Below are 20,351 nucleotides of genomic sequence, written 5' to 3' on the forward strand. Positions count from 1 at the left end.
ACTTGCTGAACTCTCCCCAAACCGTTGAAATCGTAAGAAAAAACGTGTCCGTTGCGCCACGCCGCGCTCCCAATGGAGCCGGCGACGCGCAAAAGCGCTGAATCGGCGCGGCGCGCGATTGTTCTTGCCGCCCGAATCCTCGCAAGACTGTCTTCGAAGCCCCGGCCAAGGGGCAGGCACACGAAGACGATCTTGGGGGACTGGGGATGACGAGACGGACACTGCGGAGCAGCTTGCTGCTGTCGGTGGCCCTGCTGCCGGGTGCCGTGCTGGCGCAGGGGGCCGGCGGCCAGCAATCGGTGACGCTGAGCGAGCTCGACGTGGTCGCGACCAGCCCGGTCGGCGCCACCGGCGGCGGCGGCGGCCAGTCCCTCTACAAGATCCCCAACACCGTCGAGACCGTGACGGCGGCCGACTTCGCGCAGGACCGCGCCACCCTCGACCCGACCTTCACCCTGGCCCGCAAGACGCCGGGCGTGAACCTGTCGGACGGGCAGGGCAACGGCTTCCGCCAGACCCTGACCTATCGGGGCTTCGACGCCTCGCCGCTCCAGGGCGCGCCGCAGGGCCTCGCCGTCTACCAGAACGGCGTGCGCATCAACGAGGCCTTCGGCGACGTGGTGAACTGGGACCTGATCCCCTCGGTGGCGATCAACCGGATCGACGTCGTCACCGGCAACCCGGTCTTCGGCCTCAACGCGCTCGGCGGCGCGGTCAACATCGAGATGAAGAACGGCTTCACCTGGCAGGGCAAGGAGATCACCGTCAGCGGCGGTTCCAACGGCCGCATCCTCGGCTCGCTGCAATACGGCGAGGTCATCGGACCCTGGAGCTTCTACTTCGCCGGCGAGGGCCTGCGCGACGAGGGCTGGCGCCTCCGCTCGCCCTCCGAGATCGGCCGCGTCTATGCGGATCTCGGCCACAAGACCCTCGATTCCGAGTTCCACATCATCGCGTCGGGCGCCAAGACCTTCTTCGGCGCCGCCGCCGCCACGCCGGTGGACTTCACCCGCGTCAACGAGCGGGCGATCTTCACCTCGCCCCAGACCATCTCCACCGAGCAGGGCCAGATCCAGGTCACCGGCAAGGTCGCGGTCTCGCCGACCTGGGACCTGCAAGGCAACGCCTACGTGCGCCGCCTGAGCCAGTTCGTGGTCGACGGCAACGACGGCAACTTCGAGCAGTGCAGCACGCGCTCGAGCAACCGCGGCTTCCTCTGCTTCGAGGATGACGGGTTCGAGCGCGGTGCCCTGAGCGACCGCGCCTTCCGCGACCAGTTCACGATCCTGGGCCGCCAGGGCCAGCGCATCCCGTTCACGGCGGGCGTCCCCTACGGCACCCTCGACACGATCCGCACCGAGGCCGTCGGCTACGGCGGCACCCTGCAGGCGACCAACCGCGACCAGATCTTCGGCCACAACAACACCTTCGTGGTGGGCGGCAGCATCGATGCGGCCAACTACACCTACAAGTCGTCGAGCACCCTCGGGGTGATCAACCCGGACCTCAGCGTCACCACGGATCCGCTCAACCCGAACTACGGCACGATCCCGGGCCTCGGCACCGAGGCGATCCGCACGGCGGCGGCCCTCGGCATCGCGCCGAGCAACGTCACGGGCTCGAACCTGTACATGGGCCTCTACGCCCTCGACACCTTCGACGTCACCGACGCCCTGTCGCTCACCGCCGGCGCCCGGCTGAACTTCGCGCGGATCTCGACCCAGGACCAGACCGGCTTCTCGCCGGACGTGACGGGCACGCACTACTTCACCAAGGTGAACCCGGTGGTGGGCGCGACCTACCGCTTCTTCCCCTGGCTGAACCTCTACGGCGGCTACTCCGAGTCGAACCGCGCCCCGACCCCGCTCGAACTCGCCTGCGCCAATCCCGACCGGCCCTGCCTGCTGCCGAACTCGCTGGTGGCCGATCCGCCGCTCAAGCAGGTCACCGGCCAGACCTACGAGGTGGGCTTCCGCGGCACGGTGCCGAACTTCTACGAGAACGGCCTGTTCAACTACAAGATCGGCGCCTTCCGCACCGACCTGCGCAACGACATCCTGCAGGTCGCGGTGCCGGGCAACGCCGCCCGCGGCTACTTCGTCAACGTGCCGGCCACCCAGCGCCAGGGCATCGAGGTCTCGGGCGAGTATGTCGGCGAGCGGCTCAGCCTCTACGGCAACTACGCCCTGATCGACGCCACCTTCCAGTTCGCGGGCGAGCTGTCCTCGCCCAACAACCCGCTCGCCGATGACGGCCTCATCAACGTCCGGCGCGGCAACAACGTCCCGCTGATCCCGAACCACCAGTTCAAGGCCGGGTTCAACTACCTGATCACGCCGATCTGGACCTTCGGCATGAACTTCCAGGCGTTCTCCTCGTCCTACTTCCGCGGCGACGAGTCGAACATCAACCGCAAGCTGCCGGCCTACTTCACCGCGAACCTGAACACGAGCATCCAGATCAGCCCGAACGTGCAGGTCTTCGCCCTGGTCACCAACCTGTTCAACAACCGCTACGCCAATTTCGGCACCTTCGCCGAGACCGGCCCGGTGGCGGGCAACTTCGTGATCAACGACCCGCGCACCACGACCCTGGTGCAGCCGCTCTCGGCCTATGGCGGCGTGCGCGTGACCTGGTGAGCCGGGGCGCCGAAGGGCTCGGTTCCCCGGCCGAGCCCTCCGACCGCAGGAGCTGAGAGCCTCCCGAGCGGAACCTCGCCGGATCCGGACCGGCGACAGGGCCAGAATATCCCGTAGATCGACAAACGGCGCAGCTCCCCGGCTGCGCCGTTTGTCGTTGCGATCCCTGCGCCGTGAGCCATCGGCCCTCACGATGCGGTGATCTTTCCTTTTCAACCCGAGCAAGAGTCCAAAAGACCCCGTCGAGGGTTGCCAGATTCTCCCGGCTCTTCTAGGGAGACGCAAGTTGAGTCGTCGACTCGACTCGACTCGACTCGGGCGGACTCGCCCCTGTCATGTCTTTCCTTCGGCAAGAACCTGACAGTTCTTTCCGCTGATCTTCGGAGTGCTGCCCTATGTCGTCCCGCCTGTCTGCCGTCACCCTCCTCGCCGTCCTGCTCGGCGCCGCCCCCGCCTTCGCGGCCGACGTCTCGGCCTTCGATCCGGACAAGGACGGCACCATCGATCTGGCCGAGGCGCAGGCCGCCGCCTCCAGGAAGTTCGACATGCTCGACCCCGACAAGGACGGCACCCTCGATGCCAAGGAGCTGAACGGCCTCCTCACGGCCGCCGAGCTGAAGGCCGCCGATCCGGACAAGGACGGCACCCTCGACAAGACGGAATACCTCGCCGTGGTGGCGGCGCGCTTCAAAGCCGCAGATCCGGATGCCGAAGGGACGATCGATGCGAAGGAACTCTCGTCGCCCGCCGGCGCTTCTCTGGCGACCCTGCTGAAGTAAGGCTGCCCCGCGGGGCGGTCATTCCCCCCGGAGAGCCCATCCATGCGGATCACCCTCGTCCTGCCCGCCGCCCTCGTCCTCCTCGGCGCGGCCGGACCCGCCTTCGCCTCGTCCTGCTCCGAGCAGATCGCCACGATCGAGCGCCGCCTCGACAGCGCCGGCGCCGAGCAGGTCACCGGCAAGGAGCCCCCGGGCGGTCCGACCACGTCGCATTCCGAGAAGGCCCTCGACAAGGCGCCGAACGTGAAGCCGACCGACCCGTCGACCACGGCGAGCGCCGGCGGCGTGGCCGAGGCGCGCGACCTGATCAAGAAGGCCCGCGCCCAGGACAAGGCCGGCGACATGAAGGGCTGCGAGGACACGATGACCGAGGTCAAGAAGAAGGCCGGCGCCCTCCCGTAGGACGACGCTGCGCCCCTCGCGGCCGAATGAAACAAGGGCCGCCCCCCTCGCCGGGGGGCGGCCCTCGTCGCGTTCGGCGGCCGGTCCGGATCAGTAGGCGTTCTTGGTGCGGAACAGCGAGACCGGGGTCGCGAGCATGATCTTGACGTCGAACAGGATCGACCAGTTCTCGATGTAGTGCAGGTCGTGCTCGACGCGCTTCTGGATCTTGTCGCTGGTGTCGGTCTCGCCGCGCCAGCCGTTGACCTGGGCCCAGCCGGTGATGCCGGGCTTGACCTTGTGGCGGGCGAAGTAGCCGTCCACCACCTGGTCGTAGAGGGTGTTGGCGGCCTTCGCCTGGAGAGCGTGCGGCCGCGGCCCGACCAGGGAGAGCTCGCCCTTGATGACGTTGAAGAGCTGCGGCAGCTCGTCCAGCGAGGTCTTGCGGATGAAGCGTCCGACGGGCGTGACGCGGGGGTCGTCCCGGGTCACCAGCCGGGCGGCGCCGGCATCGCTCTGGTTCACGTACATCGAGCGGAACTTGTAGACCTCGATCAGCTCGTTGTTGAAGCCGTAGCGCTTCTGTCGGAACAGCACCGGGCCGGCCGAAGTGAGGCGCACCGCCAGGGCGACGGCGAGCATCACGGGGGCGAGCGCCACCAGCATCGCGAGGCCGACGACCCGGTCGAAGACGCTCTTGGCGACGATGTCCCAGTCGGCCATCGGCTTGTCGAAGATGTCGAGCACCGGCACCGCGCCGAGGTAGGAATAGGCGCGCGGGCGCAGGCGCAGCTTCGAGGCCTGGGCGGAGAGGCGGATGTCGATCGGCAGGACCCAGAGCTTGGCCAGCATCTGCAGGATGCGGTCCTCGGCGGCGATCGGGATCGTGAAGATGATGAGGTCGAGGCGCGTGGTGCGGGCGTAGGCGACGAGGTCGCTCACGGTGCCGAGCTTCGGATAGCCCGCCACCACGGTGTCGGAGCGGGTATCGCCGCGGTCGTCGAAGACGCCGACGATGCGCACGCCGGAATCCGACTGGGCGTCGAGGGCGCGGATCAGGTCCTCGGCGACCGGACCGCCGCCGACGATGGCCGTGCGGCGGTCGAAATGGCCGCGCTGCATCTGGGCGCTGATGAACCGGGCGAGGGCGAACCGCCCGGCCACGAGGGCGGCGAGGCCGGCGACGAAGACGCTCGCCATCCAGACCCGGGAATAGTGGTCGGCGATCTTGGCGAACACCATGGCGGTGGCCACCAGGAGGAACGCCAGCGACCAGGCGCCCACCAGCCGCAGCGCCGATCCGCGCAGGGTCCGGAAGGCGGCCATGCCGTAGGCGCCCGAGGCCTGCAGCAGGCACACCGCCAGGACGGCGAGGCCGAAGGCGGCGGCGAGGTAGCGGGGCGAGAGCGGCACGATCCCGGCGAGCTGCAGCCGCTGGATCACGATGCCGAGGCCGGCGACGAGGACGAATTCCGCGATCCGGACGCAGCCGGCGAGCACCACCGGGGAGAGCCGCTTCGGGGCGGCCGGATGCCTCCGCGCCTCGGCGGGCGGCAGCGCGGCCGCCGGGCCTGCCTCGGCCGAGGTGGCGAACCGGCCGGCGGCATCCAGCAGGTCACGGACATCGAAGGCGCTCATGGCTGGCTTCCGGGCTGAGGTACGCGTCTTGGAATCGGGCAGGGGGCTGGGGGTCGGGTCGGGGCGGCGGGTTCAGGACGCCGTGGAGGCCATGGCGGGGCCGGGGCCGGTGTCGGGAGCCCGGGCGCGCAGGGCCGCGGCGTAGCCGGAGAGCACGTCCGATCCCATGCGCGTCATCGGGAACCGGGCGCGGACCGAGGCCGCGAGGGACTCGAAGCGTCGGCGGCGGGCATCGGGCTCCTCGTCGAGGACCCGGGCGATGGCCCGCGCCAGCGCCTGTCCGTCACGGGGCGGCACCAGCTCGGACGCGGCCGCGCCGAAGATCTCCGGGATGCCACCGACATTGGTGGCCACGAGGGGCTGGCAGGCGGCGGCCGCCTCCAGCACCACGTAGGGCAGGGATTCGGCCAGGGAGGGCACCACCATGAGCCGGCCCCGGGCCAGCACCGGGCGGATCGCCTGAGGCGGCTCGAAGGCCACGGCGTCGCCGAGGCCCATCGCCACCACCCGCTCGGCCAGGATCGCCGCGTCGGGGCCGGAACCGACCATGAGCAGGCGCAGGGGCCGGCCGGCGGCGCGCAGGCGCAGGAGCGCGTCGAGGAGGAAGGGCACGCCCTTGGCGTCGCGCAGCTCGCCGATATAGACGAGATCGTAGCGCTCCTCGGCCGGGACGATGGGGGCGAATTCCGCCTCGCCGATGCCGTTGTGGACGATGCGGGTGATGCGGCGGGGGTCGCCCGCGAAGGTCCGGTGCCGCCCGGCGACGTACTCGCTCTCGAACAGGAACACGTCGGTGCGCAGGCCCATCAGGCGCTCCAGGCCCATGTAGAAGCGGTGGCGCAGGGTGCCGGGCTTGTAGTTGTAGCTGCCGCCGTGGGGCGTGTAGGCGCGGATCGGCGCGTGGCCGGGCACCATGGCCATGCGGGCATAGACGCCGCCCTTGGCCCCGTGCCCGTGCAGGACGGTGGCGCCCACCGCTGCGGCCCGCCGGGCGATGGCGCGCAGGGCCGCGAGGTCGGAGGGGTGCGGGTTGCGCCGCATGGGCAGACGGGTGATGCCGAGGACCAGGGAGGGCGCGAGGTCGGCCAGGGCCTGGGCGGCGCGCTCGCCGCCGGTGGAGGCGTCGCAGACGATCCCGACCCGGTGCCCGGCCGCGGCCTGGAGCCGGGCGAGGTCGACCACGTGCCGGAACAGGCCGCCGACCGGTGCGCGGAAGACGTGGAGGATGCGCTGGGTGGGGAGGCCGCCGGAGGCGGCGTGGATCGCGGGGCCAGGGCCGCCGGAGGCGGCATGAATCGCGAGGCCCGGGCCGCTGGCACCGGTCTGACCGAGGGTGAACGCGTTCACGACAGCTGCTCCACGCACCGTTGCGCGAGCGGTCGGGCCGCTCGTCCGTCGGGGGACCTTGGCGCGGCACAGGTGCGCGGACCGTTAAACCGATGCCCGCGCGAATGCGTGCGAATGGCCGGATCAGCGGAATAGTTCGCAGTTCAGTTAGGCGAATCTGAATCGCCGAGGCGGGATTCTTCGCATCCGCAGAGGTTTCGTCGGCCGGTTCTCAGAAGAACCGTTCCTTGATCACGATCGTGTCGCCCGGGCGCACCGGGTAGGTCATGGGCACGATGCCGGAGACGAGCCCGTCACGGCCCTCGCGGGTCAGCACCGCGTAGTCGCGGGCGGCGCGGGGGCCGAAGCCGGCGGCGATCGCCACCGCGGTCTCCACCGCCATGCCGTTGACGTAGGGATACTGGCCCGAGGTCGTGACCTCGCCGAGGATGTAGAAGGGCCGGTAGGCGTCGACCTCCACGGTGACGTGGGGCTCGCGCACGAAGCCGGAGGAGAGCTTGGCCTCGATGGTCCGCGCCGCCTGGCTGGTGGGCTGGCCGCCGACCTTCACGAGGCCGATGAGCGGCATCGCGATGTTGCCGGCCCCGTCGACCGCGTAGATGTTCGAGAGATTGTCCTGGCCGAAGACGATGACCCGCAGGCGGTCGCCAGCGGAGAGCGTGTAGCGCGCACCGATGGAGCCGGTGCCCGTGGCATCGAGCTGGTCGGTCCGGAAATCCGGGCGCAGGCAGCCGCCGAGCGCCAGGCTCGACGAGAGAGCTAAGAGGAGTGATCGCCGGTTCATCACCACTGCCGTCGTGAGGAGAATTCCCAACGGGTGGTAAGCCGATATGGTTAACGAACACTGACGTCCCGCATCGGCCCCCACGAAGCGCGCGGTTCTTAACGTCCGGTCAACCTTAAACCAGTCTAGTCGTGGAAAGCCGGCCATCTCGCGGTCGACATCCTTGCCTTGCGTAAAGATCGAGCCATGCCCCGCTCTTCGCCGTTCGAGCCCACACGCGATGCGCCCCCCGCCGAGAGCGAGGGCCTGGGCCTGTCGCAGCTCGCCGGCCTGCTGCGCCGGTCCTGGCGCTGGATCGTCATCCCGACCGCCCTCGTCACCATCGGCGCCATCGCCTTCGTGCAGGTGGTCTCGCCGCGCTACACCGGCGAGGCGAAGATCCTGCTGGAGAGCCGCGACACCCCCTACACCCGTACCGCGCAGGAGCGCGGCGAGCAGACCCAGCCCATCGACGAACAGGCGGTGGCGAGCCAGGTGCAGGTGGTGATGTCCCGCGACCTCGCCCGCGAGGCGATCCGCCGGCTCTCGCTCGCCGGCAACGCCGAGTTCGATCCCGGCGTCTCGGGCTTCGGCCCGCTCCAGCGCGCCCTGATGATGATCGGGCTGGCCAAGAACCCGATGGAGCGCCCGCCCGAGGAGCGGATGCTGGAGACCTACTTCGACCGCCTGACCGTCTACCCGGCCGGCAAGTCGCGCATCCTCACGGTGGAGTTCCGCTCGAAGGATCCGCACCTGGCGGCGCAGGCGGCCAACACCATCGCCGAGCTCTACATCGCCTCCCTCGACGCGGCCAAGACCGACACCGCCCGCTACGCCTCGACCTGGCTCGGCGGCAACATCGAGACCCTGCGCACCCGCGTCGCCGATGCCGAGGCCAAGGTCGAGACCTACCGGGCCAGCCACGGCCTGATCGCCACCGGCGGCGCCGCCGGCCAGCCCCTCGGCGCCCAGCAGCTCGGCGAGCTGTCGACGCAGCTCTCCCAGGCCCGCACCGCCAAGGCCGACCTCGCCGGCCGCGCCAAGCTGATCAAGGAGATGATCAAGGACGGCCGCGCCTTCGAGATCCCGGATGTGGCCAACAACGAGATCATCCGCCGGACCGTCGAGCAGCGCATCACCCTGCGCAACCAGCTCGCCCTCGAATCCCGCACCCTGCTGCCGGCCCACCCGCGCATCAAGGAACTGACAGCCCAGATCTCGGACCTCGACGCCCAGATCAAGGCCACCGCCGAGCGCGTGGTCCGCACCCTGGAGAACGATGCCCGCATCGCCGAGGCCCGGGTCGAGAGCCTGAGCGCGGCGGTCGACGCGCAGCGCGACGTGGTCTCGAAGGGCAATTCCAGCGAGGTCCAGCTGCGCGCCCTGGAGCGCGAGGCGAAGGCCCAGCGCGAGCAGCTCGAATCCTACCTCGCCCGCTACCGCGAGGCCTCGGCCCGCGACGCCGAGAGCGCGGCCCCGGCCGATGCCCGCGTGGTCTCGCGCGCCATCACGCCCGAGACGCCGTCCTTCCCCAAGAAGCTCCCGATCGTGCTCCTGGCGGCGGTGCTCGGCCTCCTGTTCGCCACGGGCGGCGTCATCGCCCGCCACCTCCTCGGGGATCCCGACGGCCCGGGCCGGCGCCGCCGGCGCGAGGAGGAAACCGAGACCGGCGCCGAGCGCCCGGCCTATCACCACCAGCCCTTCGCCTTTCCGGAAGCCTCCCTGGCGATGGCGCGCCAGGGCGACGCCGCCGGCGCGCCGCTGAAGGCCGCCGCGCGGCCGGTCCCGGCCGCCGCGACGCCCGAGGCGGCGACCGTCCGGCCGACGCTGGCCCCGGTCCGGGCCGAGGCCACCACGGCCGCGCCCGAAGCGGCGACGGCGGACGCGGGCGCCTATGCCCTCGAGGCGCTCATCGCCCGCCTGCGCACGGGCGCCGGGCCGGCCCTGTCCGGCGAGGGCCGCGCCGTCCTGGTGGTCGAGGCGGTGCCGGCCAAGCGCAGCGAGGCGGGCCTCGCGGTCAGCCTCGGCGGCAGCCTCGCGGCGGGCGCGCACGTCGTGGTGGTCGATCTCAACGGTCCCGCCTGCGGCGCGGAGGATGTCGGCCTCACCGACCTCGTGGCGGGCGAGGCCGCCTTCGCGGACGTGATCCAGTCGATCCCCGGCTCGCGCCTGCACGCGATTCCGCGCGGCTTCGTCGACGCGGCAATCCTCGCCGAGGAGCCGCAGGCCCTGGCGATCACCCTCGACGCCCTGGCCCAGGCCTATGACTGGGTGGTGTGCCGCCTCGGCACGCCGCAGGTCCAGACCGCGCGGGACATCCTCGCGGTGGCCGGCGGCCGGATGGACACGGTGGTCCTCGCCTCGGACCGCAACCCGGAGGATTCCGACCTCCTCGACCTCTACGCCCTGGCCGAGGCCTCCGGCGCCGCCCAGGTCCTGGTGGCCCAGGACCAGGCCGCCGCCTCCCTCGCCCCCGAGGCACCGGCCTTTTCCGAGGACGCGATGCCCCTGCGCCGCTCGGCCGCCTGAACCGGCCCGCCCGATCGTCGAGTCACACGGCGCCGCCCTCGCATCCGCGCGGGCGGCGCCCCGCGTTCGGGACGATGGTCACTCCGCCGCCACCGCCGCCCGGCGCCGGCGCAGGCGCGTCACCAGGGCCATCAGGCGCGGGTCGCGCTTGATGCGGCGCTTGAGGCGGGCGGCGGCGATGGTCCGGAGGGCGAAGGCCTGCCCGCGCAGGGTCACCGGCAGGGCGACCTCGCCCAGTTCGATGGTCTCGTCGCAGATGCTGCTCTTGTAGCGGGCCTCGCCGACGCCGAGGTCGAAGCTCCGCCGGCCCCGGGCCGTCTGGTCGCCGACGAGGTGGTGCAGCAGGATGTCGCCCGGGCTCGACCGGCTCACCGCCGGGTCGGCGTCGAAGGCGGTGAACATGCCGCTGTAGCGCTGCCCGTCGACCGCCCCGGCGAAGACCGCGAAGACGCGGTCCGTCTCGGTGGCCACGAGGGCCGTCACCTCGAGGACCGAGCCGCCCGCCGGGGAGGCCGCCCGGGCGAGGAAATCCCGCACCGCCGGATCGGCATAGGGATCGGCGAGGCCCATGGCGGCGAAGCGCGCGGCCTTCTGCCCGTAGAAGGCGGCGAGGAAGCGCCCGACCTCCTCGGAGGTCTCGGCCCGCCGGCAGGCCACGGGCCCGAAGGCCTCCACGAGCTTGCGCTCCTTGGCGCGCAGCTTCTTGCGTGCATCGCTGCTGAAGACGCGCTTCAGCGTCGCGTCCGGGTCGGGGCCGAGGATCAGCCCGTAGCCGTCGCTCGGGGAGGGCTCGGCCCGATGGTGCAGGGGATTGGCGGCGCCGTCCCAGAAGCGGGGCTGGTGCGAGAGGGCGAAGACGTCGATCCCGGTCGCGCGGCCGAGCCGGCGCAGGGCCTCCGCCAGATCCTCCGGGGGCATCGCCGCCGCCTCGCGCGAGGCGAAGAGCGGCATGTGGTAGTTGGCATGCTTGGCGCCGACGATCCGGGCCACCCGCGCTCCGCCCTCGCGGGCGACCACGAGGGGCAGGAGCACCCGCGGACGCCCGGCCGCGTCGCGCAGCACGACGATGCGCAGGTCCGCGTCCGGCATCGTCCGGGCGAAGGCCGCGACCCAGTCGAAGCGCTGGTAGGGCGTCGCCAGCACAGCCGGATCGGCCTCGAGGGCGCGCCACAGGGCCTCCGCGGCGGCCAGATCGTGGAAGACCTCCGCGGCGAGGCCGTGCCGCTCCCGCGCGCGCATCGCTCCGGCTCCGGTCAGTTCATGGGCGAGAACGGCCATGCCATCATCCTTGCCATCATCCTGGGCGACCGGCGGGCCAGGCCCCTCCGGAATGGTGCGCCGACCCTGGACCGGCAGCCCTTAACCCACCGGTGACGCCGGGCCGACACGCTCCGCCTGTCTGCGCGCGTGGGTAACGAAACCTTGCCGGTTGGCGTGCTCCCCTGCGGGGCCGCCGAAACGGATAAACCATGTCCGCGCCCGACACCTCCGCGACCCCGACGCCCCCCCTGAGCCGGCGCCACCGGCTGTTCGCCGCCGGCTTCCGCGCCATCGCGGCGAGCCGGGCGGACCTCTGGCTCGGCCCGGTGGCGCGGGGGCGCGGGCTGATCCTGACCTTCCACCACGTCCGCCCCGAGCTCCCGGGGGCCTACGCCCCCAACGGCCTGCTGGCGATCACCCCCGATTTCCTCGACCGGACCCTGGCGCTGGTGCGCCGGCGCGGCTTCGAGATCATCGGCCTCGACGCCCTGCCGGAGCGCCTCGCCACGGGCGGGCGCCCCTTCGTGGTGCTCACCTTCGACGACGGCTACCGCGACAATGCCGAGCACGCCGCCCCCATCCTGCGGCGGCACGGAGCCCCCTGGACCCTGTTTCTCACCAGCGACTTCGCGAGCGGGCGGGGGCGCCTCTGGTGGCTCGAGCTGGAAGAGGCGATCCGGCGCCTCGACCGGGTCCGGGTGCCCGGGGCCGGGCTCGACCTGCCGGCCCGCGACGCCAGCGAGAAATCCGCGGCCTTCGACAGGGTCTACCGCCACCTGCGGTCTGGGCCGGAGGCGCGACTCCTCGCGGTCATCGCCGGCCTCTGCGCCGAGGCCGGCCTGGCCCCGGGCGCCATCGCGGGCGACCTCTGCCTGTCCTGGTCCGAGCTGCGCGACCTCGGCCGCGATCCGCTCCTGACGTTCGGTGCCCACACGATCAGCCACCCGATGCTCGCCAAGCACGACGACGCGGTCGCGCGCCGGGAGATCGGGGAGGGGCGGACGCGGATCGCGGCCGAACTCGGCCGCCCGGTGGCGCACCTGTCCTACCCGGTGGGCGATCCGACCTCGGCCGGCCCGCGCGACTTCGCCCTCGCCCGGGACCTCGGCTTCGCGACGGCGGTGACGACCCGGCCGGGCCACCTGTTCGCGGCCCATGCGGACCACCTGCACGCGCTGCCGCGGGTCTCGGTGAACGGCCACCACCAGACGGAGGCCGCGCTCTCGGCCCTGCTCTCGGGGGTGCCGTTCCTGGCCTGGAACCGGGGCCGCCGGCTCAACGTCGGCTGACGGGCTCAGCGCCGGCGGCGGTGCCGGCGATAGGAGCGGCTCTCGCCGCCCGCGATGGCGAAGCTGGCGCTCTGGCGGCCGTAGCGCGCGTGGCGCCCGCGCCGCGTGCGGTGCCCGATGGAGGCGATGGCCGCCCCCGTCGCGGCGGCACTCGCGGCGATGCTCTGCGGAATCGCCGCGAGGGCGCTGGCGACCTCGGCCGAGGCCGAGGCGGCCCCGGAGGAGACGCCGCTGGCGACGTTCTTGGCGGCCGGGCCGAACATGGCGAGGCACTGGTTGTAGGCGAGGTCGTTCTTCAGGCGCTCACAATCGGAGACCGAGCGCGGCGCCCCTTGCGCCCGCGCCGGCTGCAGCGACAGGACCGACAGGATCGCGAGGCCGAGCAGGAGCGAGGGCGTGCGCAGGCTTAGCATTGAGCGGAACGACGGCCTTTTGACGAATGACACGGCGCGTGTCTGGGCCGCGAGTGCGGCGAAAACCCGACGCGGACCGACGTTTTCTCCCGAGATCCCGGGGTTTCAGCGCCGGTTCCCGGCATCGTTCCCGCTCCCGTCGTTCTTGCTCGCGTCGTTCCTGCCCATCCAGCTGATCAGGGGCATCAGCGGGAAGATCCAGGCGATGCCGAGCAGGGCGTAGAGCACCGCCTGCACGGGCGCCGGCGTCTCGGAGATCCGGCTGTCGGCGAGCGCCATGGCGAGCGGCGCGTAGACGATGATGAAGGCCAGCATCACGATCGTGCCGATCAGCGAGCGGGTGCGGCGGCGCATCGGCCAGGTCCTCGAAGCGAACGGGTGGTCCCAGCGGGGTAGAGCGCCGGGCGAGGGATGGCAACGGCCGCGCCCGCGACCCTTTTCGCACCCGTCGCCCTAGAGCTCCGCCGAGCGGTTCGACAGCTCCATCCGCAACTGCCGGGCGGCCTCCTGCAGGGCGGCGTCGCGCCGGCGCCGGGGCCGGGGCACCGTGATCGGCATCTCGGCCGACAGCCGGCCCGGGCTGCCGGCGAGCACAACGACCCGGTCGGCGAGCGTCACCGCCTCGTCGATGTCGTGGGTGACGAACAGGATGGTCTTGCCCGTCGCCGCCTGGATGCGCTGCAGCTCGTCCTGCAGGCCCTCGCGGGTGAAGCTGTCGAGCGCCGAGAACGGCTCGTCCATGAGGAGCACGTCCGGATCGACGGCGAGCGCCCGGGCGATGGCGACGCGCTGGCGCTGGCCGCCGGAGAGCTGGTGCGGCCAGCGCTGGCCGAGGTCGGCGAGGCCCACGAGGTCGAGCATGGCCTGCGCCTTGGCCAGGCGCTCGGCCTTGGACAGGCCGCTGCCCTCGAGCCCGAAGGCGACGTTGGCGATGACCCGGCGCCAGGGCAGGAGCCGCGCATCCTGGAAGACCAGGGCCATGGGCGTGCGGCAGTCGGGGCGGGCCCGGAGGCGCACGCTGCCCGAACTCGGCTTGGCCAGCCCGATCAGCACGCGCAGGACGGTGGACTTGCCGACCCCGGATTCGCCCACGATCACGAGGAACTCGCCGCGGGCCACCTCGAGGTCGAGGTCCGCCAGGATGACGTTGCGGGTGCCGGCGCGCGCGTAGGCGAGCTCGAGCCCCGCGATGGAAATGATCGGCTCGGACATCTCAGGCGCGCCACCGTAGGAGCCACCCCTGGAGGGCGACGAAGGCCGTGTCGAACAGGCCGTAGAGGGCGGCCATGGTGAGCATGTAGACGACGACGATGTCGGTGGAGAGCAGGCTCGAGGCCTGCATCATCCGGGCGCCGACGCCGGGCACGCCGAAGATCTCGGCGGCCACCACCGCCATCCAGGCCTGGCCGAGCGCCGTGCGCAGGCCGACGAGGATGCCCGGGGTCGCCGCCGGCAGCAGGATCTTGGTGAGCCGGGACCAGGGCGAGCCGAAGCCGAAGGCCTGGGCCACCTCAACGAGGTCGCGGTCGACGCCGCGTACCGCCCCCTGCGTCGCGAAGAACACGATCCAGAACACGCCGATGGCGATGATGAAGACGGCGGCCTCGGGCTGGACGCCGAACCAGATGATGGCGAAGGGCACCCAGGCGAGGCCGGGGATCGGCCGCAGCAGGCGCACGATCCAGGCGGTGGCCGCCTCGAACCAGCGGAACATGCCGCTGAGGAGGCCGAGCGCGATGCCGGCGCCCGCGCCGACGGCGAGGCCGGTCACGTAGTGGCTGAGGCTGGACAGGACCGCCTCGCCCCAGACGCCGAGGCGCACCTCGTTGAGGAAGGCCGCCGGGATCGTGCTCGGCGGCGGCAGGAAGGCCGGGTTGATCAGGCCGAGGCGCGGCATCGCCTCCCAGAACACCAGGAAGGCGAGGAGCCCGGCCGCCGCCAGGGCGGTGGAGCGCAGGGCCATCATGGCCGGCCGCCCGCGACGCCGTGGGACGAGCCGTCTCGGCGGAAGCGCCGGGGCGGGAAGGAACTGGGGATCATCGGAGGGACATGCTTCGGTCGGAACGGAGGGGAACGGGTCTGCGGCGGAGGTCTGCGGGAGCGGGGACCTCGCGGATCAGACCCCGTAATAGCCCCGGTACCACGCCACGAAGGCGGGGATGCCGGTGCTGAGCGGCGTTTCGGGCACCGCGCCGATCAGCACCCGCAGGAGGTCGGTGCTCGCCTCGGTGCGGGGCACGTCGCCGGGAGGCAGGGGCTGGAGGATGCGCTCGGCGCGGACGCCCAGGGCCCGCTCCAGTTCGTCGATCATCGCGTCGACCCGGACCGGGCGCCCGCCCCCGATGTTGACGAGGCGGAACGGCGCCACCGGGCTCAGGGTGTCGCCGGGGCAGGCCGGGCCTTGCCCGTCGCCGGGGCGGGGCGGGGGACGGTCGATCAGGCCCCGGACCGCCGCGACGAGGTCGCCGACATAGGTGAAGTCGCGCTCGGCCGCGCCGCCGGCGAAGACCGTGATCGGCTCGCCCGCCAGGATCTTCCGGGTGAACAGGAACAGCGCCATGTCCGGCCGGCCCCAGGGACCGTAGACGGTGAAGAACCGGAAGGCCGTGGTCGGGATGTCGAACAGGTGGCTGTAGGCATGCGTCATCGCCTCGCCGGCGAGCTTGGAGGCGGCGTAGAGGGTCAGCGGCGTCACCGCGGGATCGGTCTCGCGGAACGGCAGGGCGGTGTTGCCGCCATAGGCCGAGCTCGTGGAGGCGAACAGGAGGTGGCGCACCGGATGCGCCCGCACCGCCTCGATCAGGTTGGCCATGCCGACGAGGTTGGCCTCCACGTAGGCGCCGGGATTCTCCAGGCTGTGGCGCACGCCGGCCTGGGCCGCGAGGTGCACCACGATCTCGGGGGCGGCCCGGCCGACCGCCTCCCGCAGGGCGCCCGGCGTCTCCAGGCGGGCCTCGACGGCGGTGAAACCGGGATCTCGCGCGAGGTCGGCGTGTCGCGCCCGCTTCAGGGCGACGTCGTAATAGTCGCTGAAGCCGTCGAACCCCGTGACGGCGTGCCCCTCGTCGAGGAGGCGCCGCGCGAGGTGATAGCCGATGAAGCCGGCGCTGCCGGTCACGAAGACGCGCATGGGGTTCCTGGCGGCCGTCCGAACCGGATCGCGCCCACCCCCGACCTACACGCAGCGCCGCGCGACCTCAAGAAAGCCGGGCTCGCCCGGCCCGCCCGTCAGAACACGTGTCGCAGGATGAAGAACAGCCCGCCCGCCAGGGTGATGGCCGCCGGGAGGGTGAGCACCCAGGCCAGGGCCATGTTGCGCACCGTGGCGACCTGCAGGCCCGAGCCGTTGGCCGCCATGGTGCCGGCGACGCCGCTCGACAGGATGTGGGTGGTGGAGACGGGCAGGCCGTAGAGCTCGGCGAGGCCGATGGTGCCGGCGGCCACGATCTCGGCCGAGGCGCCCTGGGCGTAGGTGAGGTGGGTCTTGCCGATCCGCTCGCCCACCGTCACCACGATGCGCTTCCAGCCGACCATGGTGCCGAGGCCCAGCGCCAGGGCGACGCAGACCTTCACCCAGGTCGGGATGTAGCGGGTGCCGTCGTTGAGCAGGCCCTCGTAGGCCTTGAGGGTCTTGCCCTCCGCCTCCGGGAAGCCGGCGCCGGCGCCCGGCAGCAGCCGGACCGCGTCGGCGGCGAGGTACATGTCGTTGCGCAGGTTCGGGGTCGCGGCGGCCGGCACCTGGCGGATCGCGCCGTGGCGCTGGACCGAGGCGGCGATGTCGTCGGAGAGGGCGGCGAGCGCCGCGTAGACGGCGGGGGTGTTCAGCGCCTTCGTGCGCAGGGCCTCGCTGACCTGGCCGCGGGCCGCCGCCGCGTCGGGGCGCGCCGCGGTTCCGGCCCGGGCCACGAACACCGCGCTGGCGTCCTGCGAGCGCTGCACGAAGACCGGGGTCATGTCGTCCGACATGGTGCGGTTGAGGGCATAGGCGGTGGGGGCCGCGCCGATCAGGATCAGCATGATCAGGCCCATGCCCTTCTGACCGTCGTTGCCGCCGTGGAAGAACGACACCAGGGTGCAGGTGAGGATGAGGAGGCCGCGGATCCAGAGCGGAGGCGGGGCCTCGCCCTCGGGGGCCTCGTAGAGGTCGCGTCGCTTGACCACCGCCTTCATGGCCAGGAGCAGCAGGGCCGCCAGGACGAAGCCGAGGACGGGCGAGAACAGCAGCCCCTCCAGCACCTTCACGGCCTGCCCCCACTCGACGCCGGAGGTGCCCTGGCCGTCGGGCGCCATCAGCTGGTTGGCGAGGCCGACGCCGATCACCGAACCGATCAGCGCATGGGAGGAGGAGTTCGGCAGGCCGAGCGCCCAGGTGCCGAGATTCCACAGGATCGCGGCGATCAGCAGCGAGAAGATCATCGCGTAGCCGGCGGACGAGCCGACCTGCAGGATCAGCTCCACCGGCAGCAGGGTGACGATGGCGTAGGCCACCGCGCCCGAGGACAGCATGACCCCGAGGAAGTTGAAGGCGCCGGACCAGACCACCGCCACCACCGGCGGCATCGCGTGGGTGTAGATCACCGTCGCCACCGCGTTGGCGGTGTCGTGGAAGCCGTTCACGAACTCGAAGGCCAGGGCGATGAGGAGAGCGAGGGCGAGGAGCGCGAAGGCCCCGATCGCCAGTGGGCTCTCGCCCACCGCGTTCATGTCGTGGATCAGGCTGTAGCCGGCATAGGCGAGCCCGCCGACGAGGACGACGGCGAAGGCGACGAGGCCCGAGACGTGGATGCCGCCGTCGAGGTTCGGGCCGGGGCGGCGCCCCGATCCCGTCTGCGGCGGCGCGGAGCGAAGTCCGGGGGCGATCGCGTCGGCCATGAATCGGGTCCCTCGGCGGGGCGATCACGCAGGCGGGATGATCCCGCCGCGACGCCGCGCACGCTCCGCCCCTATGACGATCCTGTCACAGGACGATGACAGCGGCCCCGTCTCCTCACGCGGGCCGGGATGAAACCCGATGCTGGTTCGTGAGCGGACCCGGACCCGCGTTCGGCGCCTTGAGCAAGGGGCGGGAAAGCTGTGCGCTGCAACACACACATGCGTCAGCACTTGTTTGCCGGAGGGCAAACCCCAGATATAACAGCATCATGACGCTGTCGCGTCCGGTTCGGCCGCGCTCTCGACCCGTTCCGGGTCCGCGAATCCTCCCCAACATGTCTGCGGGCCGCCCGCCGAGTCCATGCAGGGGAGAGGCCCTCCCGAAGGCGACACGCTCCCGATCCGCCACAATCCGCAGGGCCTCGCCCGCGAAAGACAGTCCGCGAGTCATCCGATCCATGAACCAGCTTGTCCGCATGTCACAGGTCGGCGAGGCCGATGCCATCGCCGAGCCCTCCGCCGAGCTGCGGGTGCCGTTCGCGCAGTCCGGTGCCTTCGTGTGCAAATTCATCATCGGCGAGCCCAACGACCGCGCCGTCTGCTGCGGCGCCCCGGCGCCGGACGGCAAGAGCTGGTGCGCCTTCCACCGCCGCATCGTGTTCGAGCCCGCCCGGCCCGGCCGCCTGCGCTGATCCGCAGGGTCGGCCCCGATCTGCCTTTAACCCCGCCGGCATCCCCGGCGGGGTTTTCGTTTGCGCCGCCGGCCGGATCCTAGTCGTCGCTCTCCTCCTCGTAGGGGCGGTAGGTGCGCAGGCGTCTTCCGTCGGGGAACTCGATGCTGCGGGACCGGACCACGAGGTAGCCGGCCTCCTGGGCCTGCCGGATCCGGCGCGCCCGGTCGTCCTCGTACACGAACATCCCCGTCGCGGCCGGAGCCACCCCGTAGCTGTAGCGAATCACCGGGGGCCGCGCCGCATAGGCAGCGGGCCGCTGGACGAGGCGGCGACCGGCGCGGTCCGGGGCGGCGGGCGCGCGCGCGACCGCGCGGATGGCCTGGTGACGCGGCGCGGAGGCCGTCCGGTGCGTGACCCGCACGCGTGCTTCGGTATACCCGCGCACGCTCTTGGGCGTCCGGGCCGCGGCCTGAAGCGGGCGTTTGGCCTCGGCGGCCGCCGCGGGCGCGGCGGCCTGGCTCGGGGCCTCGGGCGCCGGCGCGGGCTTGACCTCGGCGGCACCGCGGGCCGGCGGGTCGGTCCAGGTCCGGCCGGACGCCGAGGATTGCGGCGTCTCCGACAGGGCCAGGGTGGGCAGGGCGCCGATCACGAGAGCAAGGAACCCGAGACGGCGAGGGACGGCGAACGTCATGGGAACCTCCCAACGAGCCTTACGCTGCAATCGCTGATGACACCATGCCAAGATCTTGAACCCGTCCACCGGGAGAGACTTGGTGAATCAGGCCCCGACCTCGGCCTCGTCAGGGGAAACTTAGCGAAACCTTAAGAGCTCGTCCACGCACCCGGGACGTCTTCGTGCCGGAGAACACAGGTGCCCGCGACGGTCACGGCATCTGGCCTCGCCGTCCGTGGCATGGGAAAGGTCGCGCATCCCCGGCATTGCCGTGGATCGCCCCGGGACCATCTTCGTTGTCGCTCCACTGGCGTACCCGGCGTGGAGAGGAGAGCCATTTCATGAGACGACTTCCGTCGGTCCTCGCCCTCGCGGCGAGCACGGCCTTCGCCGCCCAGACTGCCCTCGCGCAGCCCGCCCCGGCCGCGCCCGCGGAGGCAGCGCCCCCCGCGGCACCGCAGACCTTCGAGAGCCCGATCCAGAACGGGAAGGGCGAGCCCATCGGCAAGATCGCGATCCGCGACGGCGCGAGCTCCCTGGTCATGCGCGTGACGATCCAGCCCGGCGGCCTTCCTCCCGGCTGGCACGGCATCCACTTCCACGCCGTGGGCGATTGCTCCGACACCGCGAAGTTCGAGAAGTCGAAGGCCCACGTGAACCACGACCAGAGCAAGCACGGCCTGCTCAACCCGGAAGGCCCGGACGAGGGCGACCTGCCCAACGTCTTCGCCAATGCCGACGGGTCGGTGAACGCTGAGGTGTCGAGCGAGACGCCGCTGACCGGCGAGGGCGCCCTCAAGGACGGCGACGGCTCGGCCCTGATCATCCACGCGAACGAGGACGATCACACCACCCAGCCGATCGGCGGCGCCGGCGCCCGCATCGCCTGCGCGGTGATCAAGTAGGCCTCGCACAGTCCCGCGGAGCCCTCGGCCCCGCGGGGTTTTCCCAGCGCCGACCTACTTCTGGACGACGCTGACGAGCTTGGCGCCCCGCGCCTTCCGTTCGGGGAGTGCGGCCTTGACGGTCTTGAGGATGCCGGCGGCGTCGAGGCCGGCCTCGGCGTACATGGCGTCCGGGGTGTTGTGGTCCTG

General features: G+C 71.8%; 18 protein-coding genes. 7 read left to right on the top strand and 11 right to left on the bottom strand.

Annotation, left to right across the window (positions count from 1 at the left end; translation table 11 throughout):
- Positions 1–206: 206 nt before the first annotated feature.
- The 3 genes from ASF49_RS05735 to ASF49_RS05745 all read left to right on the top strand — a co-directional run bounded on the left by ASF49_RS05735 (position 207) and on the right by ASF49_RS05745 (position 3,820).
- Positions 207–2,639, top strand: a complete 2,433-nt coding sequence (locus ASF49_RS05735; RefSeq protein WP_056469134.1) for a TonB-dependent receptor — start codon at positions 207–209, stop codon at positions 2,637–2,639.
- Positions 2,640–3,034: 395 nt separating this feature from the next.
- Positions 3,035–3,418 carry a calcium-binding protein gene (locus ASF49_RS05740; RefSeq protein WP_056469137.1) on the top strand — a complete coding sequence of 128 codons (384 nt, stop codon included), beginning with the start codon at positions 3,035–3,037 and terminating at the stop codon, positions 3,416–3,418.
- Positions 3,419–3,460: 42 nt separating this feature from the next.
- Positions 3,461–3,820 (top strand): hypothetical protein, encoded by a 360-nt coding sequence (locus ASF49_RS05745; RefSeq protein WP_056469141.1) that lies wholly within the window; start codon positions 3,461–3,463, stop codon positions 3,818–3,820.
- Between the two features lie 90 nt (positions 3,821–3,910).
- Here the strand turns inward: ASF49_RS05745 and ASF49_RS05750 are convergent, their stop codons facing one another.
- From ASF49_RS05750 to ASF49_RS05760, 3 genes are all read right to left on the bottom strand, one after another.
- The gene (locus tag ASF49_RS05750) at positions 3,911–5,437 is read right to left on the bottom strand and encodes an undecaprenyl-phosphate glucose phosphotransferase (RefSeq protein ID WP_056469144.1); all 1,527 of its coding nucleotides are present in this window, start codon (positions 5,435–5,437) and stop codon (positions 3,911–3,913) included.
- Between the two features lie 72 nt (positions 5,438–5,509).
- Positions 5,510–6,700, bottom strand: coding sequence for a glycosyltransferase family 4 protein (locus ASF49_RS05755; protein WP_056469220.1), 1,191 nt, complete (start codon positions 6,698–6,700; stop codon positions 5,510–5,512).
- 295 nt (positions 6,701–6,995) lie between these two features.
- Positions 6,996–7,568: a polysaccharide biosynthesis/export family protein gene (locus ASF49_RS05760; RefSeq protein WP_056469148.1), complete on the bottom strand. Its 573-nt coding sequence runs from the start codon at positions 7,566–7,568 to the stop codon at positions 6,996–6,998.
- A 186-nt stretch (positions 7,569–7,754) separates the two neighbouring features.
- On the opposite strand from ASF49_RS05760, the gene ASF49_RS05765 reads away from it, so the two are divergent.
- Positions 7,755–10,076, top strand: a complete 2,322-nt coding sequence (locus tag ASF49_RS05765; protein WP_056469150.1) for an exopolysaccharide transport family protein — start codon at positions 7,755–7,757, stop codon at positions 10,074–10,076.
- Between the two features lie 78 nt (positions 10,077–10,154).
- Here ASF49_RS05765 and ASF49_RS05770 read toward each other — a convergent pair whose 3' ends face one another.
- On the bottom strand, positions 10,155–11,354 hold the full coding sequence (locus ASF49_RS05770; RefSeq protein ID WP_056469153.1) for a GNAT family N-acetyltransferase: 1,200 nt from the start codon (positions 11,352–11,354) through the stop codon (positions 10,155–10,157).
- A gap of 191 nt (positions 11,355–11,545) precedes the next feature.
- On the opposite strand from ASF49_RS05770, the gene ASF49_RS05775 reads away from it, so the two are divergent.
- Complete coding sequence (locus ASF49_RS05775; RefSeq protein ID WP_056469156.1) at positions 11,546–12,625, top strand: polysaccharide deacetylase family protein; 1,080 nt, start codon at positions 11,546–11,548, stop codon at positions 12,623–12,625.
- A 5-nt stretch (positions 12,626–12,630) separates the two neighbouring features.
- Here the strand turns inward: ASF49_RS05775 and ASF49_RS05780 are convergent, their stop codons facing one another.
- The 6 genes from ASF49_RS05780 to ASF49_RS05805 form a co-directional block, all read right to left on the bottom strand.
- Positions 12,631–13,038, bottom strand: coding sequence for a hypothetical protein (locus ASF49_RS05780; protein ID WP_056469159.1), 408 nt, complete (start codon positions 13,036–13,038; stop codon positions 12,631–12,633).
- A gap of 105 nt (positions 13,039–13,143) precedes the next feature.
- Positions 13,144–13,392 (bottom strand): DUF2842 domain-containing protein, encoded by a 249-nt coding sequence (locus ASF49_RS05785; protein WP_056469161.1) that lies wholly within the window; start codon positions 13,390–13,392, stop codon positions 13,144–13,146.
- A gap of 99 nt (positions 13,393–13,491) precedes the next feature.
- On the bottom strand, positions 13,492–14,250 hold the full coding sequence (locus ASF49_RS05790) for an ABC transporter ATP-binding protein (protein ID WP_056469163.1): 759 nt from the start codon (positions 14,248–14,250) through the stop codon (positions 13,492–13,494).
- Between the two features lies 1 nt (position 14,251).
- On the bottom strand, positions 14,252–15,004 hold the full coding sequence (locus ASF49_RS05795; RefSeq protein WP_056469165.1) for an ABC transporter permease: 753 nt from the start codon (positions 15,002–15,004) through the stop codon (positions 14,252–14,254).
- Between the two features lie 150 nt (positions 15,005–15,154).
- Positions 15,155–16,168, bottom strand: coding sequence for an NAD-dependent epimerase/dehydratase family protein (locus ASF49_RS05800; protein WP_056469167.1), 1,014 nt, complete (start codon positions 16,166–16,168; stop codon positions 15,155–15,157).
- 98 nt (positions 16,169–16,266) lie between these two features.
- Positions 16,267–17,910, bottom strand: a complete 1,644-nt coding sequence (locus ASF49_RS05805) for an inorganic phosphate transporter (RefSeq protein ID WP_056469170.1) — start codon at positions 17,908–17,910, stop codon at positions 16,267–16,269.
- Positions 17,911–18,245: 335 nt separating this feature from the next.
- Between ASF49_RS05805 and ASF49_RS05810 the strand changes: the two genes are divergently transcribed.
- A complete protein-coding gene (locus tag ASF49_RS05810) occupies positions 18,246–18,602 on the top strand; it encodes a GcrA family cell cycle regulator (protein WP_243214471.1) in 357 nt (118 codons plus the stop codon).
- Between the two features lie 79 nt (positions 18,603–18,681).
- Here ASF49_RS05810 and ASF49_RS05815 read toward each other — a convergent pair whose 3' ends face one another.
- Entirely contained in the window at positions 18,682–19,275 is a 594-nt protein-coding gene (locus ASF49_RS05815; RefSeq protein ID WP_056469172.1) for a hypothetical protein, read from the bottom strand.
- A 323-nt stretch (positions 19,276–19,598) separates the two neighbouring features.
- Between ASF49_RS05815 and ASF49_RS05820 the strand changes: the two genes are divergently transcribed.
- Positions 19,599–20,162 (top strand): superoxide dismutase family protein, encoded by a 564-nt coding sequence (locus ASF49_RS05820; protein WP_056469175.1) that lies wholly within the window; start codon positions 19,599–19,601, stop codon positions 20,160–20,162.
- Positions 20,163–20,351 lie beyond the last annotated feature (189 nt).

It is taken from the genome of Methylobacterium sp. Leaf104 (genome assembly GCF_001422885.1).
GTDB lineage: Bacteria > Pseudomonadota > Alphaproteobacteria > Rhizobiales > Beijerinckiaceae > Methylobacterium.